This window comes from Ideonella sp. P3_A4 (genome assembly GCF_056403075.1).
In genome coordinates this window covers 1-18794 of the sequence record NZ_JBFUGE010000068.1, presented here as the reverse complement: position 1 = coordinate 18794, position 18794 = coordinate 1, and the positions used below count along the sequence as shown (strand labels likewise).

19 protein-coding genes and 1 pseudogene are annotated in these 18794 nt (G+C 68.0%); 17 read left to right on the top strand and 3 right to left on the bottom strand.

Going from position 1 to position 18794, the window contains the following annotated elements; genetic code table 11:
* From AC1DYI_RS09620 to AC1DYI_RS09545, 16 genes and pseudogenes are all read left to right on the top strand, one after another.
* Window positions 1–175: pseudogene (locus AC1DYI_RS09620) on the top strand (fumarylacetoacetate hydrolase family protein); the annotation flags it as partial.
* Window positions 172–1164, top strand: a complete 993-nt coding sequence (locus tag AC1DYI_RS09615; RefSeq protein WP_477203877.1) for a TraB/GumN family protein — start codon at window positions 172–174, stop codon at window positions 1162–1164. The pseudogene AC1DYI_RS09620 and the gene AC1DYI_RS09615, both read left to right, overlap by 4 nt.
* A 96-nt stretch (window positions 1165–1260) precedes the next feature.
* A complete protein-coding gene (locus AC1DYI_RS09610) occupies window positions 1261–1956 on the top strand; it encodes a PhaM family polyhydroxyalkanoate granule multifunctional regulatory protein (protein ID WP_477203876.1) in 696 nt (231 codons plus the stop codon).
* Window positions 1957–2054: 98 nt separating this feature from the next.
* Window positions 2055–3560 (top strand): FAD-linked oxidase C-terminal domain-containing protein, encoded by a 1506-nt coding sequence (locus AC1DYI_RS09605; RefSeq protein WP_477203875.1) that lies wholly within the window; start codon window positions 2055–2057, stop codon window positions 3558–3560.
* Window positions 3557–4654 (top strand): glycolate oxidase subunit GlcE, encoded by a 1098-nt coding sequence (gene glcE / locus AC1DYI_RS09600; RefSeq protein ID WP_477203874.1) that lies wholly within the window; start codon window positions 3557–3559, stop codon window positions 4652–4654. Before AC1DYI_RS09605 ends, glcE begins: the two co-directional genes overlap by 4 nt.
* Window positions 4655–4658: 4 nt before the next feature.
* Window positions 4659–5321: a class I SAM-dependent methyltransferase gene (locus AC1DYI_RS09595; protein WP_477203873.1), complete on the top strand. Its 663-nt coding sequence runs from the start codon at window positions 4659–4661 to the stop codon at window positions 5319–5321.
* 80 nt (window positions 5322–5401) lie between these two features.
* Window positions 5402–6652, top strand: a complete 1251-nt coding sequence (glcF, locus tag AC1DYI_RS09590) for a glycolate oxidase subunit GlcF (protein ID WP_477203872.1) — start codon at window positions 5402–5404, stop codon at window positions 6650–6652.
* 105 nt (window positions 6653–6757) lie between these two features.
* Complete coding sequence (locus AC1DYI_RS09585; protein WP_477203871.1) at window positions 6758–7432, top strand: methyl-accepting chemotaxis protein; 675 nt, start codon at window positions 6758–6760, stop codon at window positions 7430–7432.
* 13 nt (window positions 7433–7445) lie between these two features.
* A complete protein-coding gene (locus AC1DYI_RS09580) occupies window positions 7446–9155 on the top strand; it encodes an OmpA family protein (protein WP_477203870.1) in 1710 nt (569 codons plus the stop codon).
* 108 nt (window positions 9156–9263) lie between these two features.
* Window positions 9264–10061, top strand: a complete 798-nt coding sequence (locus tag AC1DYI_RS09575; protein ID WP_477203869.1) for an ABC transporter permease — start codon at window positions 9264–9266, stop codon at window positions 10059–10061.
* A 5-nt stretch (window positions 10062–10066) separates the two neighbouring features.
* Window positions 10067–10921 carry an ABC transporter ATP-binding protein gene (locus tag AC1DYI_RS09570; RefSeq protein WP_477203868.1) on the top strand — a complete coding sequence of 285 codons (855 nt, stop codon included), beginning with the start codon at window positions 10067–10069 and terminating at the stop codon, window positions 10919–10921.
* Window positions 10922–10928: 7 nt separating this feature from the next.
* Window positions 10929–11798, top strand: coding sequence for a hypothetical protein (locus AC1DYI_RS09565; RefSeq protein ID WP_477203867.1), 870 nt, complete (start codon window positions 10929–10931; stop codon window positions 11796–11798).
* 80 nt (window positions 11799–11878) lie between these two features.
* Window positions 11879–12592 (top strand): PspA/IM30 family protein, encoded by a 714-nt coding sequence (locus AC1DYI_RS09560; RefSeq protein WP_477203866.1) that lies wholly within the window; start codon window positions 11879–11881, stop codon window positions 12590–12592.
* 129 nt (window positions 12593–12721) lie between these two features.
* The gene (locus AC1DYI_RS09555; RefSeq protein ID WP_477203865.1) at window positions 12722–14539 is read left to right on the top strand and encodes an ATP-binding protein; all 1818 of its coding nucleotides are present in this window, start codon (window positions 12722–12724) and stop codon (window positions 14537–14539) included.
* A 41-nt stretch (window positions 14540–14580) separates the two neighbouring features.
* Window positions 14581–15024, top strand: a complete 444-nt coding sequence (locus tag AC1DYI_RS09550; protein WP_477203864.1) for a hypothetical protein — start codon at window positions 14581–14583, stop codon at window positions 15022–15024.
* A gap of 26 nt (window positions 15025–15050) precedes the next feature.
* Window positions 15051–15905: a hypothetical protein gene (locus tag AC1DYI_RS09545; protein ID WP_477203863.1), complete on the top strand. Its 855-nt coding sequence runs from the start codon at window positions 15051–15053 to the stop codon at window positions 15903–15905.
* Between the two features lie 31 nt (window positions 15906–15936).
* On the opposite strand, the gene AC1DYI_RS09540 is transcribed toward AC1DYI_RS09545, so the two are convergent.
* Genes AC1DYI_RS09540 through AC1DYI_RS09530 form a run of 3 tightly spaced genes read right to left on the bottom strand, consistent with a single transcriptional unit; the run spans window position 15937 to window position 17418 of the window.
* Window positions 15937–16665: a 5'-methylthioadenosine/adenosylhomocysteine nucleosidase gene (locus AC1DYI_RS09540; protein ID WP_477203862.1), complete on the bottom strand. Its 729-nt coding sequence runs from the start codon at window positions 16663–16665 to the stop codon at window positions 15937–15939.
* 15 nt (window positions 16666–16680) lie between these two features.
* A complete protein-coding gene (locus AC1DYI_RS09535; RefSeq protein WP_477203861.1) occupies window positions 16681–17202 on the bottom strand; it encodes an RNA polymerase sigma factor in 522 nt (173 codons plus the stop codon).
* A 6-nt stretch (window positions 17203–17208) separates the two neighbouring features.
* Complete coding sequence (locus AC1DYI_RS09530) at window positions 17209–17418, bottom strand: YgaP family membrane protein (protein ID WP_477203860.1); 210 nt, start codon at window positions 17416–17418, stop codon at window positions 17209–17211.
* A 277-nt stretch (window positions 17419–17695) separates the two neighbouring features.
* On the opposite strand from AC1DYI_RS09530, the gene alaC reads away from it, so the two are divergent.
* Window positions 17696–18794 (top strand): alanine transaminase (gene alaC, locus AC1DYI_RS09525; RefSeq protein ID WP_477203859.1); only part of this gene is annotated, 1099 nt, incomplete at its 3' end.

Here is an 18794-nt window from a genome sequence, read left to right as displayed (position 1 = left end):
CGCCTCGCGCGGCTACAGCTGCATCGCAGAGAAGCGCGCGCTGGAAATGATCAACCAGGGCGAGGCCAAGACCGCGTTCATGCAGTACGGCGACACCATCCACATCGAGATGAAGGGCAAGGACGGGCACAGCCTGTTCGGCGCGATCGAGCAGACCGTGGTGGAGCCGGCATGAAGCTGATCGCCTGGATCGCGGGTATCGCAGCCGCCCTGGTCTTGTGGGCGGCACCGCCCGCCGTGCGCTCCGCGCAGGCGGCAGAAGCCTGTCCGCCACAACCGACACCGCTGACCGCCGACGACGTGCAGCGCGGCATGCAAGAGGCCATCGACCGCGGCTTCCTCTGGCGTGTCAGCAAGGGTGGCAAGACTTCGTGGCTCTACGGCACGCTGCATGTCGCTCGCAAGCCGTGGATGTTCCCCGGGCCGCAGGTGCGCAACGCGCTGCAGGCTGTCGACCAGGTGGCGCTGGAGCTGGACATGCTGGACCCGGACGTCCAGCGCCGCCTGATGACGGTGCTGGCGGCCCCGCCCGGGCAGCCGGCGTTGACCGGCCCGGTGCAGCGCCGCCTGCGCGTGCAGATGGACAGGGCCTGCGCCGGCAAGGAGCTGGCGGCGCTGAAGCCCGAGATGCAGGCAGTGACGCTGACCGTGATGATCGGCCGGCGGGCCGGACTGGAGCCGGCTTACGGCATTGACGGCTTCCTGGCCGGTTATGCGCGCGGCATCCGCAAGCCGGTGCTGTCGCTCGAAACGCCCGAGAGCCAGATCGGCCTGCTGCTGCAGCCCACGTCTGGCGAGACCGAAACCTTCGTCGGCCATGCGCTGGACGAGCTGGAGAGCGGCCATGCCTTGCCGACGCTGCAGCGGCTGGCCGAAGCCTGGGCCCGTTCGGACTGGGCCGAGTTGAGCAGCTACGCCGACTGGTGCCACTGCGTCGACAGCGACGAGGACAAGCGCCTGATGCACCGCTTGCTCGACGAGCGTAACGTGGCGATGGCGGCCCAGCTGCAGGCCCGGCACGACGCGGGCGAGCAGATCTTCATGGCGGTTGGCGCCTTGCACATGATCGGCGACGTGGGCTTGCCGACCTTGCTGAAGGCGCGCGGATTCGAGGTCCAGCGCATCGAGGCCGTGGCGCCGCCGGCCGCGGCAGCGTCGCGCTGACGAAACACACGGCCGCGCCCGGGTCTCGCTGAAGCGACTGCGCCGTCGGCCGGGCGTACCATCGCCGCCATCCCAGCAAGCAAGAAGGGGCGTGCGATGGCCGATGCAGCCAGTTTCACCAAGATGGTTCCGGGCTTCGATTTCCTGCAGGGGCTGGTCAAGAACGCCGGCGCCGCGCTGCCCAACATGGGCCAGTGGATCGCGCCGACGCTGAACCCCGAGGAACTGGAAAAGCGCATCGAAGAGCTGCGCACGGTGCAGTTCTGGCTCGAACAGAACGCGCGCATGCTGGGCGCGACGATCCAGGCGCTCGAAGTGCAGCGCATGACGCTGTCGACGCTGAAGACGATGAACGTGCAGATGGGCGAGCTGCGCGACTCGATCAAGCTGAAGGTACCGGAGCCAGAGGCACCCGAGGCGGACGAGCCGGAAGAAGCTCCGGCGCCCCGGCCCGCCGCGAAGAAAGCTCGCGCAAGCGCAGGCAAGACCCAGGTCGAGACGCCGATGGGCACGGTCGACCCGATGCAGTGGTGGGGTGCGCTGACCAAGCAGTTCACCACCCTGGCCGCCGGTGCGATGAAGGACACCGCCACCGACGCGGCCAAGAATCTGGCCGGCGCGATGGTCAAGCAAAGCTTCGACGCGGCCGGCGAGACCATCAAGCGCGCAGTCGAGTTGGGTGCGCAGGTGCCGGTGAAGGCGACCAAGGTCGCGGCCCAGGCGGTGGGGGGCGGCGTGAAGGCGGCCCGCGCCGCGACGGCCAAGAAGGCGCCGGCGAAGAAGCGCAGCTGACGAAGGTCCGGTCGACCCGCAACAGACCGGACTTTTCGATCGGCACACCGGCGAATTCTTCAGCCGCGATTCAACTCGCGTTGCTACAGTCGCCGCTGATGTCTGCGGTGACCGTTTCTTCGTCTCCCTCCGAGGCGCCTTCGCGCGCCGCCCGCCAGCGCGAGGTGGTAGCCGCTTTGCAGGCCGTGCTGCCACCGCATGCGCTGCTGTGGAGCAGCGAAGACACCACGCCGTACGAATGCGACGGCCTGACCGCCTACCGCCAGCGCCCGCTGGTGGTCGCGCTGCCCGAGACTGAGGCCCAGGTCGGCGCCGTCTTGAAAGCCTGCGTTGCACTGAAGGTGCCGGTGGTGGCCCGCGGCGCCGGCACCGGCCTGTCCGGTGGTGCGATGCCGCACGAGCTGGGCGTGACGCTGAGCCTGGCCAAGTTCAACCGCATCCTGAAGCTCGACAAGCTCAGCCGCACGGCGGTCGTGCAATGCGGTGTGCGCAACCTGGCCATCAGCGAGGCCGCGGCGCCGCTGGGCCTGTACTACGCGCCGGACCCGTCGAGCCAGATCGCCTGCACGATCGGCGGCAACGTGGCCGAGAACTCGGGCGGTGTGCACTGCCTGAAGTACGGGCTGACGCTGCACAACGTGATGAAGGTCAAGGGCTTCACCGTCGACGGCGAGTTGGTCGAGTTCGGTGGTGACGCGCTCGACGCGCCGGGGCTGGACCTGCTGCCGCTGGTCGTCGGCAGCGAAGGCATGCTGGCAGTGGTCACCGAGGTGACTGTCAAGCTGACGCCCAAGCCGCTGCTGGCGCGCTGCATCATGGCCAGCTTCGACGACATCCGCAAAGCCGGCGACGCGGTGGCCGCGATCATCGGCGCCGGCATCATCCCGGCGGGGCTGGAGATGATGGACAAGCCGATGACGGCCGCGGTCGAAGACTTCGTCCACGCCGGTTACGACCTCAACGCCGAAGCGATTCTGCTGTGCGAGAGCGACGGTACGCCTGAAGAGGTCGAAGAAGAGATCGGCCGCATGATGGACGTGCTGGCCGGCAGCGGCGCGGCGCGGATGGAGGTCTCGGCCAACGAGGCGCAGCGGCTGAAGTTCTGGAGTGGGCGCAAGAATGCGTTCCCGGCCTCGGGCCGCATCAGCCCTGACTACATGTGCATGGACTCGACCATCCCGCGCAAGCGCCTGGCCGACATCCTGATCGCGATCGCGCAGATGGAAACGAAATACGGCCTGCGCTGCTGCAACGTCTTCCATGCCGGCGACGGCAACCTGCACCCGCTGATCCTGTTCGACGCCAACGACCCGGACCAGTTGCACCGGGCCGAGCTGTTCGGCGCCGACATCCTGGAGACCAGCGTCGCGATGGGCGGCACGGTGACCGGCGAGCACGGCGTCGGTGTCGAGAAGCTGAACTCGATGTGCGTGCAGTTCAGCCCCGAAGAGATCGCGCAGATGCGGGCGCTGAAGAACGCCTTCGATCCGCACGAGCTGCTGAACCCCGGCAAGCTGCTGCCGACGCTGCAGCGCTGCGCCGAGTACGGGAAGATGCACGTCAAGAAGGGCCTGCTGCCCTTTGCGGACCTGGAGCGGTTTTGAGCGCCGTGCTGGACGCGCCCTTGCAGCGGCTGGTCGACGCGGTGCGCGACGCGGCCGACAGGCGCCGGCCGCTGCGCATCGTCGGCGGTGGCACGAAAGATTTCTACGGTGGCGAGTTGCGCGGCGAGTCGCTCGACATCAAGCCGTTGGCCGGCATCAGCGCCTACGAGCCGACTGAGCTGGTGGTGACGGTGCGGGCCGGCACGCCGCTGGCCGAGTTGGAGGCGGCGTTGGCGGAGAAGGGCCAGTGCCTGCCGTTCGAGCCGCCGCACTATGCCGAAGGCTCGACAGTCGGCGGCATGGTCGCCGCTGGTCTGGCCGGGCCAGCGCGCGCCGCGGTCGGTGGCGTGCGCGACTACCTGCTCGGCGCGACGATCGTCAACGGCTGTGGCGAGGTGCTGAGCTTCGGCGGCCAGGTGATGAAGAACGTCGCCGGCTACGACGTGTCGCGGGCGCTGGCCGGCTCGATGGGGCAGCTGGGCATCATCTGCGAGGTGTCGCTGAAGGTCTTGCCCGCCGCCCCTGGCTGCACCACGCTGCGTTTCGACATGGACCAGGCCAATGCGCTGCGCCACGTCAACGAATGGGCCGGCCAGGCCTTGCCGCTGTCGGCCAGTGCCTGGTGGGACGGGGCGCTGATCCTGCGTCTGCAAGGGGCGCAGGCAGCGGTCGCTTCGGCCGCACAACGGCTGGGCGGTGAGCGCATTCCGGACGATCTGGCCAATGGTTTCTGGACCGGCCTGCGCGACCAGCACGACGAGTATTTCGACCAAGTCGCGGAGGCGGTGGCAGCCGGTTCGCGGCTATGGCGCCTGTCGGTGGCCGCCACCGCGCCGCGCGTCGAACTGCACGGCGAGCAATTGATCGAATGGGGTGGTGCGCAGCGCTGGCTGGTCAGCGACGAGCCTCCAGCGCGCGTGCGCGAAGCCGCCACCGACGCGCTGGGCCACGCAACGATCTGGCGCGGCGACAAGACCGGCGGCGCCTTCCATCCGTTGCCGCCGGCGCAGGCGAAGCTTCAGCGTGCGCTGAAGGCAGCGTTTGACCCGCACGGCCTGTTCAACCCCGGCCGTCTCGGCACGCAAAACGAATGAGCGAATGAGCCACGCCACCGAAGCCAGCATGGCCGACTACTACGCCCGCCGCGCGAGCGAGTACGAGCAGGTCTACTTCAAGCCTGAACGTCAAGCCGACATCCGTGCGCTGGAAGCCGCGCTGGCCGAGCCCTTCGCCGACCGTCGCGTGCTCGAAGTCGCCTGCGGCACCGGCTGGTGGACGCCGCACGGCGCCGCCCGCGCCGCGCACTGGCTGGCCACCGACGTGAACCCCGAGACGATGGCGGTGGCGCAGGCCAAGCGGATGCCGGCGACCGTCGAGTTCCGCCGTGCCGACGCCTACACCCTCGAAGGCCTGCGGCCCGACGAGCGTTTCGACGCGGCTTTCGCCGGCTTCTGGTGGTCACATGTGCCGCTGGCTCGGTTGGCCGGCTGGCTGGCGACCTTGCACGACCGACTCGAACTCGGCGCGCGGGTGCTGGTCTGCGACAACCGTTTCGTCGAGGGCAGCAACATCCCGCTGTCGCGCCGTGATGCCGAGGGCAACACCTACCAGCAGCGCACCCTCGCCGATGGCTCGACGCACGAGGTGCTGAAGAACTTCCCGACCCGCGACGAGGCGTTCGCCGCGTTGGGCGCGCGGGCTCGAAATTCGCGCTGGACCGAGTTCACCTACTACTGGCTGCTCGACTACACGCTTGCCTGACATGTCGACCCCAACGTCGCTTCGCTCCTGTCCCCCGAGGGGACGTTCAGCCGCCTTGGGGCGGCCCGGCGCCGGCTGAGATGCAGACCAACCTCTCCCCCGAGTTCAAAGGCACGCCCGACGGTGAGGCGGCCGAGGCCATCCTGCGCTCGTGCGTGCACTGCGGCTTCTGCACCGCGACCTGCCCGACCTACCAGCTGCTCGGCGACGAGCTGGACGGGCCGCGAGGCCGCATCTACCTGATGAAGCAGGTGCTCGAAGGCGCGGAGCCGACGCGTGCGACGCAACTGCACCTGGACCGCTGCCTGACCTGCCGCAACTGCGAATCGACCTGCCCGAGTGGTGTGCGCTACGGCGAGCTGGTCKACATCGGCCGCCGCGTCGTCGAGGCCAAGGTCGAGCGGCCGGCCGGTGAGCGCGCGACGCGCTGGTTGTTGAAAGAAGGCCTGACCTCGCCGCTGTTCGGCCCGGCGATGAAGTTGGGCCAGCTGGTCCGGCCTCTGTTGCCGGCCGCGCTGAAGGCCAAGGTGCCGGAGCGAGCCGGCGCCGATGCGCACCGCTGGCCGACCCGCACGCACCCGCGCAAGGTGCTGCTGCTGCTCGGCTGTGTGCAGCCGACGATGATGCCCAACATCAACTCGGCCACCGCTCGCGTGCTCGACGCCGCCGGCATCCAGACGCTGGTCGCCGACGACGCCGGCTGCTGCGGCGCGATCCGTACGCATTTGAACGACCACGAGGGCGGCCTGGCCGACATGCGCCGCAACATCGACGCATGGTGGCCGCTGGTCGAGGGGCTGACCGAAGCGGGCCGGGTCGAGGCGATTGTGATGAACGCGTCGGGCTGCGGCGTGACGGTGAAGGAGTACGGCCACGCGCTGGCCCATGACCCGGACTACGCCGACAAGGCTCGGCGCATCAGCGAAGCGACCAGGGATTTGAGTGAGCTGCTGCCGGACCTGGTGCCGGCGCTGCTGCCCAAGCTGGCCGCGCGCCGCAGCGAGCCGGTGACGCTGGCCTATCACCCGCCGTGTACCTTGCAGCACGGCCAGCAGCTGCGCGGCGGCGTCGAAACCCACCTGGCCGCACTCGGGTTCGACGTCCAGACGGCCCCGGTCGATAGCCATTTGTGCTGCGGCTCGGCCGGCACCTATTCGGTGCTGCAGCCTGAGTTGTCGGTCCAGCTGCGCGACCGAAAGCTGAAGGCGCTGGCGCCGATCGCGGCCGACACCATCGTCTCGGCCAACATCGGCTGCATCCAGCACCTGCAGTCGGCCAGCGCAAGACCGGTCAAACACTGGGTTGAAATCCTGGATGCCGCCCTGATCTGACGCCGCTATCCGCCTTCGATGCATCTGCGCGCCGGGGTGAGCGGATGTGAGAGGATTCGCGCTGCCAACAGCATCAAGCGAGCAGGAGGGCCGATGAAGGGAATGATGAGCCTCTTGGAGAGGGCCGGTCTGGTCCGCCAGGAAGGTGCGGGCGACGACTACGTTCCGCCCAGCCCGGACGCGGCCGCAGACAGCGGCGCGGCGCCCGAACCGGCCGCACCGGCGGGCAGCCAGATTGCCGATACGCACTCCGCCCCGGCAGTCCCGGTGCCTGACGGCCAGACGCTGGAGCAGGTCTACACCGCCGGCCAGGTACCGGCCTGCAACTACCCAGCCKAACGCCTGCTGCGCCTGGTGGCCGGGCTGAACGCGATGGACGAGGCGATGCGCCGGCAGACCATCCACGCGATCGACGCCGCCGACGAATCCTGGACCATCGAAGACCCACTGGGCGACGCCGCGGCCAAGGTCGCCGCGATCGAACAACACGCTTCCGGCCTGCGCGCCGGCCTGGGCCAGGCCGAAACGCAGGCGCAGGCGGAGCTGGCCGAGTTGCGCCGCAAGCAGGAAGCGGCGGTTGCCGAAGTCAAGCGCCAGATCGCCGACCTCGAAGGGCTGCTGACCCGCGAGGTCACGCGCGGTGCGCAGGAAAGTGCCGCGATCGAATCGGCGCTGCAATCGAAGAAAGAAGCGGTCAGCCAGGAACTGGCGACGCTGTCGCGCGCGGCCGCTGACTTTCGCGGTTTGATTGCGCAGTTCAAGACCAACCTCACCCCATAAGGAATCGGCGGGCATGGCATACCAGATGACGGGCCTCACCAAAGGGCTTCTTCTGATCATCGGCCTGGGCCTCGTAGGCTCGATCGGCTGGAACTTCGTCCTGAAGGACAAGCTGAAGGATGGCGGCATCACGGTCGCCGGCCACACCATCGGCGGCAGCGGTCAGGCGGCCGACAACAGCAGCACCGCCCCGGCAGGCGGCGGCGCAGCGGCTCCAGCCAAGCCGGCCGGGCCGGTCAGCGGCAAGCTGGGCAGCGCGGGCAACCCGCTGCGCGTCAGCCTGGTCAGCTTCCACGGCTACGCGCCGGCGCTGGTGGCCAACGGCAACAGCCTGAAGACCAAGCCGGGCTCGATCTACGCCAAGCTGGGCCTGAACGTCGAATTCGTCATCAACGACGACATCCCGACGCTGACCACGCTGTTCGAAGCCAAGACCGCGCAGTGCGCCTGGCGCACGTCCGACTTCTGGGCCCAGGAGCACCCGAACCTGCGCAACTCCGGCCACGACGGCAAGGGCGTGATGCTGGTCGACAACACCCAGGGCGGTGATGCGGTGATCGCCAAGGACGCCAGCGTCCAGAAGATCGAAGACCTGGCCGGCAAGAGCGTGGCGCTGCTGCAGTACACGCCGTCGCACGGCATGCTGATCGACGCGATCGACAGTGCCTCGCTGACCGCGCGCCAGAAGAAGCAGATCAAGCCGGTGTTCATCAAGCCCGAAGAGGGCACTGCGGGGGTGCGCGCAGCCTTCACCGCCGRCAACGTCGACGCGGCGGTGCTGTGGGATCCGGACCTGTCGCTGGCGCTACGCGAGGTCAAGGGTGCGCATGTCGTCTACTCGACCAAGACCGCCAACAACCTGATCTACGACATGATGGTCTGTGACCAGCGCGAGCTGGCCAAGCCCGACAACGAGGCCGTGTTCCAGGCCTTTGTCGACGGCTGGATGGACGGCGTCACGGCCGCCCGCGCCAACCCCGACAACGCGGTGCAGGCCCTGGTCGAGACTGAAGAGTTCTTCAAGCTGCTCGCCGCCAAGGAAGGCGCGCCGTTCATCAAGTCGCTGTTCGCCAACCTGCTGTGGACCGATCTGGCCGACAACGCCCGCATCCTGGGGCTGGCTGGTGGCGTGAACCACTACGAGCGGGTCTACGGCCGCTTCGACCAGATCTACCGCGCCGAAGGATCGCTTGCGAACCCGAAGTCGCCGGTGATCCCGCCGCAAGACAGCTTCGACCTGCGCTTCGTCAAGAAAGCGCTGCAGCGCAACACCCAGGCGCAGGCCCAGGCCGCCAAGCCGACCGAAACCTATTCCGAGCAAGGCCGAGCGGCTGCGATGGCCACGCCGGCTGTCGTGACCAAGCCGGTGTCGGTGACTTTTGCGTCGGGCTCGTTCGAGCTGTCGAAGAAGGCCCAGCTGTTGATCGACAAGGAGATGGTGCCGTTCATCGAGAACAACGGCAGCGCCTACTTCGAGCTCAGCGGCAACACCGACTCGGTCGGCTCGGCCGCGGCCAACCAGTCGCTGTCGCTGGCGCGCGCCAAGTCGGTCGCCGACTACCTGGAAAAGCAGTGGGAAGTGCCGCGTGCCCGTTTGCGCGTCACTGGCCACGGCTCGTCGCACCCGCTGTGTGACGAGGCCAGCCCGGAGGCCGCTGACATGACGCTGGACAACTGCCGAGCGCTGAACCGGTCGACCCGGCTGGCGGTGTTCAGCAAATAGCATGAGACATCCGAGGTTGACCTCGCGGGCCGAGCGCAGGGCCGCTCCCAAGCCGGCCCGCATCCCCTCGGGGGATCGACCGATGTACTCGTCGGGCGAGGGGCTCCAATGACCGATTTCTGGAACCCCTACCGCACGCTGGAGCCGGCGCAGCAGCGGCTGCTCGGCCTGGGCAGCGTGCTGGTCGTGCTGCTGGCCTGGACGGCGCTGTCGGCTTCGGGCTGGCTGAGCAAGAACCAGCTGCCGTCGCCGTGGGCCGTGGCGCAGGCGCTGGCCTACCTCGGCTGGTACGAAGGGCACAGCCAGCTCGCGTCGGCCACCTTGTGGTCGGTCGGCCGCGTGGCCACCGCGTCGGCGCTGGTGATCGTGATCGGCATCCCGCTCGGGGTGCTGATGGGCGCGTCGCCACGCATCAACGCGGTCTTCTCGCCGCTGATCGACCCGTTCCGCTCGGCGCCTGTCGCGGCGCTGCTGCCGATCATGGTGATGTGGTTCGGCATCGGCGAATTCATGAAGATCGCCTTCCTGTTCGTCGGCTCGATCGTCTACCTGACGCCGCTGGTGCGCGACGCGATCCGCGCGGTGCCTGAAGGGTATCTGGTCAGCGCGCAGGACATCGGCGCGACGTCGTGGGAATGCATCCGCAAGGTGCTGGTGCCGCTGGCGATGCCGCGCATCATGGACGCGATCATCGTCGGCGTGTCGGTCAGCTGGACGTACATCACGGTGGCCGAATACGTCAACGCGCAAGAGGGCCTCGGCCAGCTGATCGCCAACGCTCGGCGCCTGAGCGCGACCGACCAGGTCTTTGCCGGCATCATCGTCATCATGGCGGTGGCGCTGCTGACCTACCAGGGGCTGATGGCGCTCAAGCGGGCGCTGTACAAATGGGAAACGAAGGAATGAGTGCAGTGCCGCCTGTCGCCCCTCCGGCCGCACCGGCGAAGGTAAAGCCGCTGCTGGCCGCGACCGACATCGTGCAGGAGTACGCCCGCGCCGATGGCGGCACGCTGCGCGTGCTCGACCGCGTCTCGCTGAGCTTTGAAGCGCCGTCGATCAACATGCTGCTCGGTGCCTCGGGCTGCGGCAAGTCGACGCTGTTGCGCATGCTCGGCGGCGTGCGGCCGTGGAATGTCAAGACGCCGACCTCAGGCCGGATCGAGATCGGCGGCGAGCCTTGCATCGGCCCGCACCCGGACGCGGTGATGGTGTTCCAGCACTACGCCAACCGGCCCGACCTGACGGTGTGGCAGAACGTGATGTACCCGTTCACCTTCAGCGAGTGGAAGCGCCGCGTGACCGAGAAGGACGCGAAGGAACGCGTCGACCAGATGCTGCAGGAGGTGGGCCTGGCCGACAAGCGCGACCAGTACCCGTCGCAGTTGTCGGGCGGGCAGAACCAACGCGTCGCGCTGGCGCGGGCGCTGGTGCTGCGGCCCAAGGTGCTGTTGATGGACGAGCCCTTCGGTGCGCTCGACGCGCAGACCCGCACCAACATGCAGACGCTGCTGTGCAAGCTGCACGTAGCGCACCCCTGCGTGGTGGTTTTCGTGACCCACGACGTGACCGAGGCGCTGCTGGTCGGCGACCGGGTCATCGTGCTGTCGGGCCAGCCAGCTCAGGTGATCGAGGACTTCCACATCCCGCTGCGGCAGCCGCGCAGCGCCGACTGGTTGATGAGTGCCGAAGCGCGCCGGCTGCACGAGCAAGTCGTCGGCCACCTGCGGACCTCGGGCGCCAACGGCAACCTGAGGGTCAGCGTGTGAGGCTGGGATGAGCGACAACGACGACAAGCCCTCGTACTGGCAGGCCTTTCTCTGGCACCGCAAGAACCAGCTGATGGTGATGGGTGTCACCGCGGCGTCGGTGCTGGCGTCGTTCCCGTTCGGTGCCGATGCGCTGGTACTCGGCCTGCTGGGCCTGTCCGCGCTCGAGATGATCGGCCTGGCGATCGTGCCCGGGCTGCCGAACTTCCAGCTCGCAGTCAACGAGCGGGTGCGGCGCGAGCAGCGCGATGCCCGCCGTGAGACGCTGCTGCGCGAGGTGCATTCGCACGGCGGCTCCAACCACCTGCGCAGCTTCGAGCAGATGTGCAACCGCGTGGCCTCGCTGTACCGCACGGCGAGCGACCGCAGCACCAGCCTGACCACACGCGAAGTCGAGCAGCTCGACGACCTGACGCTGGACTATCTGCGCATGTGCGTCAGCGACGCGGTGCTGCGCAACCCGCAGGCCAATGATTTGATTTCCAGCGTGCACCGCAAGCTGCGCGCGGTCGACGAGCGCCTGGCCGGTGGCAACCTCGACCAGGAAGAGCAGACCCAGCTGCGGCGCGCCAAGGCCGAGTACGAAGAGGCGCTGTCGCGCCAAGGGCGGATCGCGTCGCGTCGCAGCGCGCTCGAAGCGACGCTGGTGGCGATGCCGATCCGGCTCGAAGAGGTCTACCAGATGGTGATGAGTGCGCCGCGCGACGGCAACCTGAGCCAGATGCTGGAAGAGTCGATGTCCAAGCTCAAGCTGGCCGAGCAGGTCGCGCTGGATCTGGAGCGTCCCTACGAATTGGCCGGTATCGGCAGCGTGGCGGCCGACCGCGAGGCTGCGCAGGCGGCGGCTGCGCGCCGTGCGGTGGGGCAACGGCCCTGAGGGCAATGAGAGTTTCGACGACAAGGTGCCGCCCGTCCGGGTGGCGATGTGCAGACAGCAGAGGAAGCGAGTAAGACACCATGGCCAACAACGCAATCGTCAGCCGCCTGTGGAACCTGTGGACAGGTTTCGTGGCGCTGTGGGTGACCGACATCGAGAAAGAGCACCCGGAAATCGCGTACCAGAACTCGATCGCCTCGATGACCGAGAAGTACAGCAAGCTCAAGCAGGCCTCGGGCCGCATCATCGCGCGCCGGCTCGACCTGGAAAACCAGCTGCAGACCGCCAAGACCGAGCTGGCCAAGGTGACGGCGCAGCTGAACGCCGCGCTGGCCACCAGCCAGGACGACCTGGCGCTGGTGCTGATCCAGAAGAAGAACGCGCTGGACGAAGGCATCCAGGGCCTGGACGCCGACTTCGTCGAAGCCGACAAGGACGCCGAAGAAGCCAAGGCCTCGCTGCTCGACATGAAGAGCGAGATCGATCGCCTGAAGGCCGAGAAGGACCGGATGATCGCCAAGTTCCAGAGCGCCCAGGCGCGGCTGCACATCCAGGAATCGCTCGACGGCCTGTCGATCGATGCCGAGGTCCAGGCACTGGCCGGTGTGCGCGAGCACATCAAGGGCCGTGTCGCCGAGGCCAAGCTGGGCAGCGAGCTGCGCGAGTCCGACCTCGACCAGCGCCTGAAGTCGCTCAACCGCAGCGCCGGCGCCGTCACTGCCCGCGCGCAGCTGGAGCAGATGAAGAAGGCGATGGAAGCCAACAACGCGGCCGGTGGCGGTAAGAGCCTGTGAGCCCCCACGCTCCCTTCCGGTCGCTGCCCCCCGAGGGGGCTTTTGCAGCGGACCGGCTAAGCCGGATCCGCGCAAACCCCTTGGTTCGGTCGGCATCTTGCGAAGCGATACGCCCGTGGAACTCTTGAGATGACTGCATCCCCCATTTCCAGCGCCGCAAAGCCCGAGCTGCCGGCCTGGGCGCGTGAGCTGCGCGAGAAATACCTCGCCGGCGAAGCGTCCACCTTCGTGCTGTACCGCAACGTCTTCGACAGCTTCCTGATCGGCGGCCAGTTCGTCGACCTGAAGGCCTTCCTGACGGGGCCCTTCGTGCAGGAGACCAAGCCGACGGTGGTCGAGGTCTCGGCCGAGTTCGGCGTGCAGTGCCTGAAGGGCATCGTCGAGCTGGACCAGGCCGGCGACCTGATGGCCCAGCTGCACAGCCTCGAGCGCCACCTGCGCCAGAGCCACGGCACGGCGATCTACGTGCCCTATGCCGATGCGCTGATGCCGGGCGAGGACGCCGGTTTCGTCTCGTCCGAAGACCGCAAGGTCGGCAACCTGTTCCACCGCTGGTCGTTGGACCGGCAGCTGAACTCGTCCGACAACATCACCTTCATCGTCGTCGAGACGCTGGGTGCGCTGAACCAGAGCCTGCTGAACAACCCGAAGGTGGCGGCGATCGAGGTGCCGATGCCCGACGACGTGGCGCGTGCGCAGATCGTGCGCCACCTCGGTGCGAAGCTGTCCACCGCTCAGGTGGCGCGTTATGCCGAACGCCTGGCCGGGCTGCGCGCGGTGCAGATCGAAAGCCTGATGCGCGCCAGCGGCAACAGCGCGATGAGCGAGGCCGAGCGCGAGGCGCTGATCCTGCAGCTGCTGGCCGGCTCGCCTGACGCCGCCGAGCGCGCCAAGCGCTTTGCCGGCATCACCGCCGGCATGACCGAAGACGAGATCGTCAAGTTGGTCGAGCCCACCCGCAGCGTGCCGTCGGACGATCTCGACGAAGACGTGCTGCAGCTGATCCACGCGCGCAAGCGTGAGCTGATCGAGAAGGAGTGCGCCGGGCTGATCGAGTTCGTCGAGCCCAAGCACGGCTTGTCGGCGGTCGGCGGCTGCCAGCACATCACCGGCGAGTTGCTCGAGATCGCGCGCTCGCTGCGCGAAGGCGACAGCAAGCTGACGCCGATGGGCCTGCTGGCCGTAGGCCCGATGGGCGCCGGCAAGACCTTCGTCATCAAGGCCTTCCTGAAAGAGGCCGGGTTGTCGGCGGTGGCGCTGAAGAACTTCCGCTCCAAGTGGGTCGGCTCGACCGAGAAGAACCTCGAGCGGGTGCTGGCGACAGTCAAGGCGATGGGCCCGATCGCGGTGCTGATCGACGAGGGCGACCGCAGCTTCGGCAACTCGGGCGGCGAGGGCGGTGACGAGGGCACCAGCTCGCGCGTGATCGCGCGGCTGAAGGAGTTCATGTCCGACACCGACAACCGCGGCCAGGTGTTGTTCGTGATGCTGACCAACCGGCCCGACAAGCTCGACACCGACATCAAACGCCCCGGCCGGATGGACCGCAAGATCCCGTTCTTCTACGCCGAGACCGCGGCCGATCGCGCGGCGGTGGTGCAGGCCGTGGTGCGGCGCTACGACGCGGCGCTGGCCTGCGACACGGCCGGCACCGCGGCGCTGTGCGAGTCGCTCGGTGGCTACTCGAATGCCGACCTCGAGGCGCTGACGCTGCTGGGGCTGGAATTCCGCGAGCGCGAGCCGGCCTTGAGCCTGCTCGACGCGCTGCAGCGCGCCAAGGACGACTTCATGCCGCCGCAAGAGCGCGACATGATCGACTTCATGGAGCTGCTGGCGGTGTCCGAGACCTCGCGCCGTTCGCTGCTGCCAGCCCGCTTCCAGAGCTTGTCCATCGAGGACATCCAGACCCGACTGCGCAGCGCGCGCCAGCGTGCGCTCGGTCGCTGATCCCGCTTACCCCGTTCACCCGGATTTCCAAGGAGCTGCCAATGAGCACCCCATCCAATGACACGATGACGCCCGCCCAAGTCACGGCCCTGGTCGCCGGCATGCTGGCCGTGGCCCATGTCGACGGCGTCCAGCCCGCTGAAGAGCAACTGATCCGCACCTTCTACGAACAGTCGGCCGCGCCAGGCATGCCCAAGTTCGACCAGGTCGGCCACACCCACGCCCAGGTCAACCAGTTGCTGGCGGCCGCCGGTGGCGGCGCAGACTTCACCGAGCAGCTGGTGCTGATGTGCTTCATGACCGCCTATGCCGACGGCCACATGAGCGACGGCGAACGCGCGCTGGTGCTCGACCTGGCCAAGCAGGCCGGCGTCGCCGAAGCGCGCGCCGATGAGCTGCTGCAGCAGGTCAAGGACTCCTTGATCGGATCGCTGGCCCACTTGCCCGACGCCGAGTCGGTGGCGGCGCTGTCGAAGACACTTTGACGGCGTCAGGAAACGCAGGAGCAGTCATGCCTGAATCAACTGATCCCACGGCCGCGCTGGTCAGCGAAGCGTCGCTGCGTGCGCTGGTCGATTTCGATGCCGCGCGCCGGCGTGTGAGTGACCGGCTTGCCCAGCTGACCGATGGCCCAAAGCTGCTGCGTTTCTTCGTCCACTACGCGTCGTGGAACGGCCATTTCGCCAACGGTGTCTCAGCCCTGTCCAGCCTGATCGGCAACGGCCGCAGCCTGTTCCACGAAGAGGGTTTCCCGCGCGCGGTGGCTGACCGCAGCAACTACATCGCGAGCTACTTCTTCGACGCCGCGCGCGATGAGTACGACGACCACATCAACCCGGCGCGCGACAGCCACCGCTGCATGGCGCAGGCGGCGTTGATCAGCATGAAGAACTACTTCGGCCTGCCCGACGCCGCGCTCGATGAAGACGAGCCGACCGAGCTGGTGGCCGTCAACGACGGCGTGCTGGCCGGCTACACCGGCCAGCCGGCAGTGGCCGAAGGGCGCATCGCCCAGGTCTTCTGGGCCATCGGCTTCCACCTGGGCTCGGAGCTGCTGGCCGACCAGGAGTTCTCGCTGATCGACGAACACTTGCGCAAGCACCAGAACGACCTGGTGCAGCACCTGATGCGCAGCACCGTGCATCTGGCCGGCGGGACCCACCGCTGCTACGCCTGGGTGGGGGTGCACAGTGGGCATGGCGGTGGTGTCGAGGCCGACCACTTCGACTATGCGCTCGAAGGCACGCACAGCGCGCTGCGGTTTTTGGTTGGCGGTGACACGGCCGCGGCGGTGCGCGCGCTGAACGCTGGCTTCAGCGCTTTCGAGCACGACCACGCGCGTTTCTTCCGCATCGGCGCGGACTGAACGCAGTGGCGGCTCGCGCGGCCGCCGGCTTTCAGCCCAGCGCTTGTTGCACGATCGCCAGCCCCAGCGGGCCGGCGACCTTGTTCAGGAAGACGCCGAAGTCGACATGGGCCGCGTCGTCGGCCCGGTCGGAAATGCTGCGCACCACCGCCAGCGGCGCACCGAAGGTGTGGCAGACCTGGGCCACCGCGGCGCCTTCCATCTCCACGGCCAAGGCGTCCGGCAGGGCCAGGCGCAGCGCTTCGCTTTCGGCGGCCGTGGCGACAAACCGATCGCCGCTGACGATCAGGCCACGGTGCACCCGCGATCCATGGCCGAGCAGCGCAGCGGTGTCGGCATGCTCACGCAAGGCCGTCTCGGCGCCTCGAACCACCGCGGCGCTGAAGTCGGTGTCGACCGGAAAGCGCGCCAGCCCGGTCAGCGGCACCTCGTGGCGCGGGAACAGCGGCGACGCATCCATGTCGTGCTGCAGCAGCGCGTCGGCCACCACCACGTCACCGACCTGCACGCCGGCACCTATGCCACCGGCCACGCCGAGAAACAGCACCCGCGCGGCTTGGTAGTGGTCTAACAACAAGGTGGCGGTGACGGCCGCGGCGACCTTGCCGATGCCCGAGCGCACCGCGACCACCTCGTGCCCGCCGAGACGCCCAAGCCAGAACTCGCGCCCGCCGCGGCGCTCGATGTGGGCGTCTTCTATGGCCGGCAACAACGCGGCCAGCTCCTCGTGCATCGCGGCGATCAGGGCTGTACGGGTCATGGCCGGATTGTGGCGTCAGGCCAGCAGGTACTCGCGCGCCAAGGATCGCGCCCGGTGCAGCCGGCTCTTGACCGCGGCCGTGCTGTCGCCGACGCGCGCGGCGATCTCGGCGATCGTCAGCTCTTCGAAATCGCGCAGCAGCAGCACCTCGCGGTAGTGCGGCGGCAGCGATTCGATCGCCGAGGCCAGCTCGTGGCGCAACGCGTCGTCGTTGTGCCGGGCCAGCCAGGCGTCGACGGCCGCCTCGTCGTATGGGTCGTAACGCAGCGCGATGCGGCCCAGGCGCCGGCACTCGCGCTGCACCGTGCGCAGCAGCCAGCCCGAGAACGCCGCCAGTGCACGCAGCTGGTGCAGCTTGCGCGCCAGCACCCACAGGGCTTCCTGCACCGCGTCGTCGACGTCGCTGATCAGGCAGTGGCGCTGCGCATAACGCCGCACGTCGGGCCGGGCCAGGCGCAGCAGCGCTTCCATCGCCTGGCCGTCTCCGGCGTGGGCGGCGGCGAGCAAGGGTGCATGCTGTTCAGCAGCGAAGCCCATCGCGGCTCAGTGCCCGCTGCCGGGCAGCTTGCGGCCGACCATCGCGCAGGCCGGGCAAAAGCCCAGCAGGCCCGACAGCGTCAGGCCGGCCGCCGACGCTGCTCCCAGCCACGACCACGGCCCGGGCAATAGCGCCATCGCCGCGCCGGCCCCTATCAGTCCGGCCAACACCCGCAACACCCGCTCGCCGTTTGGAACATTCTTGACGTACCACATGGTCGATCCACCTTTCTTCATCGCTTGGGTGGCCCGCCCCGATGGCGTGCCTGATGAACAAGAGGCGGTGAGGGTGGCGGTGGGTTCGCGGTGCGACAAATAAATTCCAAGCCCGGGCGACGCGATCGTTCCGGACTGGGATACGTTGGGCGCAGGCGACATATGCCCAGTGTCGCCGACGGCACGAATCGCATACGATGGCTTCGCCGGCGCGCAAAGCGTCGGCCCTCGTCGCTCGGACGGTTCCGGGCGCTTACGGCGAAAAGGTATTCACTCCATGGCCACCGGCTCTTCCGGTCAGCGCCGCTTTGCGCGCATCGACCGTCTGCCCCCTTACGTCTTCAACATCACCGCCGAGCTGAAGCTCGCGGCACGCCGTCGCGGCGAAGACATCATCGACCTCAGCATGGGCAACCCCGATGGGGCAACGCCACCGCACATCGTGGCCAAGCTGGTCGAGGTTGCGCAGCGGCCGGACACGCACGGCTACTCGGCGAGCAAAGGCATCCCGCGCTTGCGTCGCGCGATCAGCCACTGGTACCGCGATCGTTACCAGGTCGAGATCGACCCGGAGCGGGAGGCGATCGTCACGATCGGATCGAAGGAGGGCCTGGCGCACCTGATGCTGGCGACGCTGGACCGCGGCGACACCGTGCTGGTGCCTGACCCGAGCTACCCGATCCACATCTACGGCGCGGTGATCGCGGGCGCCGACATCCGCTCGGTGCCCAACGTGCCGGGCGTGGATTTCTTCGCCGAGCTGGAGCGCACCATCCGCGGCAGCTACCCGAAGCCCAAGATGATGGTGTTGGGTTTCCCGAGCAACCCGACCGCGCAGTGTGTCGAGCTCGACTTCTTCCACAAGGTCATCGCACTGGCCAAGAAGCACGACATCTTCGTCGTGCACGACCTGGCCTACGCCGACATCGTCTACGACGGCTTCAAGGCGCCCAGCATCATGCAGGTGCCTGGTGCAAAGGACATCGCGGTCGAGTTCTTCACGCTCAGCAAGAGCTACAACATGGCCGGCTGGCGCATCGGCTTCATGGTCGGCAACCCGGACCTGGTGGCGGCGCTGGCACGCATCAAGAGCTACCACGACTACGGCACCTTCACGCCGCTGCAGGTGGCCGCGATCGCCGCACTCGAAGGCGACCAGCAGTGTGTGAAAGACATCGCAGCCAGCTACCAGAAGCGTCGCGACGTGCTGGCCAAGGGCCTGGCCGAAGCCGGCTGGCCTGTCGAGGTGCCCAAGGCCTCGATGTACATCTGGGCCAAGATCCCGCCGGCCTATGCGCAACTGGGCTCGCTCGAATTCGCCAAGCAGCTGCTTGAGAAGGCCAAGGTGTGTGTGAGCCCCGGCATCGGCTTCGGTG

Bases quoted from the DNA above. Each gene is read 5' to 3' on its own strand.
- AC1DYI_RS09575 (WP_477203869.1), top strand. From the start codon at position 9,264: ATGACCGATTTCTGGAACCCCTACCGCACGCTGGAGCCGGCGCAGCAG.
- AC1DYI_RS09545 (WP_477203863.1), top strand. From the start codon at position 15,051: ATGCCTGAATCAACTGATCCCACGGCCGCGCTGGTCAGCGAAGCGTCG.
- AC1DYI_RS09540 (WP_477203862.1), bottom strand. From the start codon at position 16,665: ATGACCCGTACAGCCCTGATCGCCGCGATGCACGAGGAGCTGGCCGCG.
- AC1DYI_RS09555 (WP_477203865.1), top strand. From the start codon at position 12,722: ATGACTGCATCCCCCATTTCCAGCGCCGCAAAGCCCGAGCTGCCGGCC.
- AC1DYI_RS09530 (WP_477203860.1), bottom strand. From the start codon at position 17,418: ATGTGGTACGTCAAGAATGTTCCAAACGGCGAGCGGGTGTTGCGGGTG.
- AC1DYI_RS09535 (WP_477203861.1), bottom strand. From the start codon at position 17,202: ATGGGCTTCGCTGCTGAACAGCATGCACCCTTGCTCGCCGCCGCCCAC.
- AC1DYI_RS09550 (WP_477203864.1), top strand. From the start codon at position 14,581: ATGAGCACCCCATCCAATGACACGATGACGCCCGCCCAAGTCACGGCC.
- AC1DYI_RS09595 (WP_477203873.1), top strand. From the start codon at position 4,659: ATGAGCCACGCCACCGAAGCCAGCATGGCCGACTACTACGCCCGCCGC.
- AC1DYI_RS09610 (WP_477203876.1), top strand. From the start codon at position 1,261: ATGGCCGATGCAGCCAGTTTCACCAAGATGGTTCCGGGCTTCGATTTC.
- AC1DYI_RS09565 (WP_477203867.1), top strand. From the start codon at position 10,929: ATGAGCGACAACGACGACAAGCCCTCGTACTGGCAGGCCTTTCTCTGG.
- AC1DYI_RS09615 (WP_477203877.1), top strand. From the start codon at position 172: ATGAAGCTGATCGCCTGGATCGCGGGTATCGCAGCCGCCCTGGTCTTG.
- AC1DYI_RS09560 (WP_477203866.1), top strand. From the start codon at position 11,879: ATGGCCAACAACGCAATCGTCAGCCGCCTGTGGAACCTGTGGACAGGT.
- AC1DYI_RS09605 (WP_477203875.1), top strand. From the start codon at position 2,055: ATGTCTGCGGTGACCGTTTCTTCGTCTCCCTCCGAGGCGCCTTCGCGC.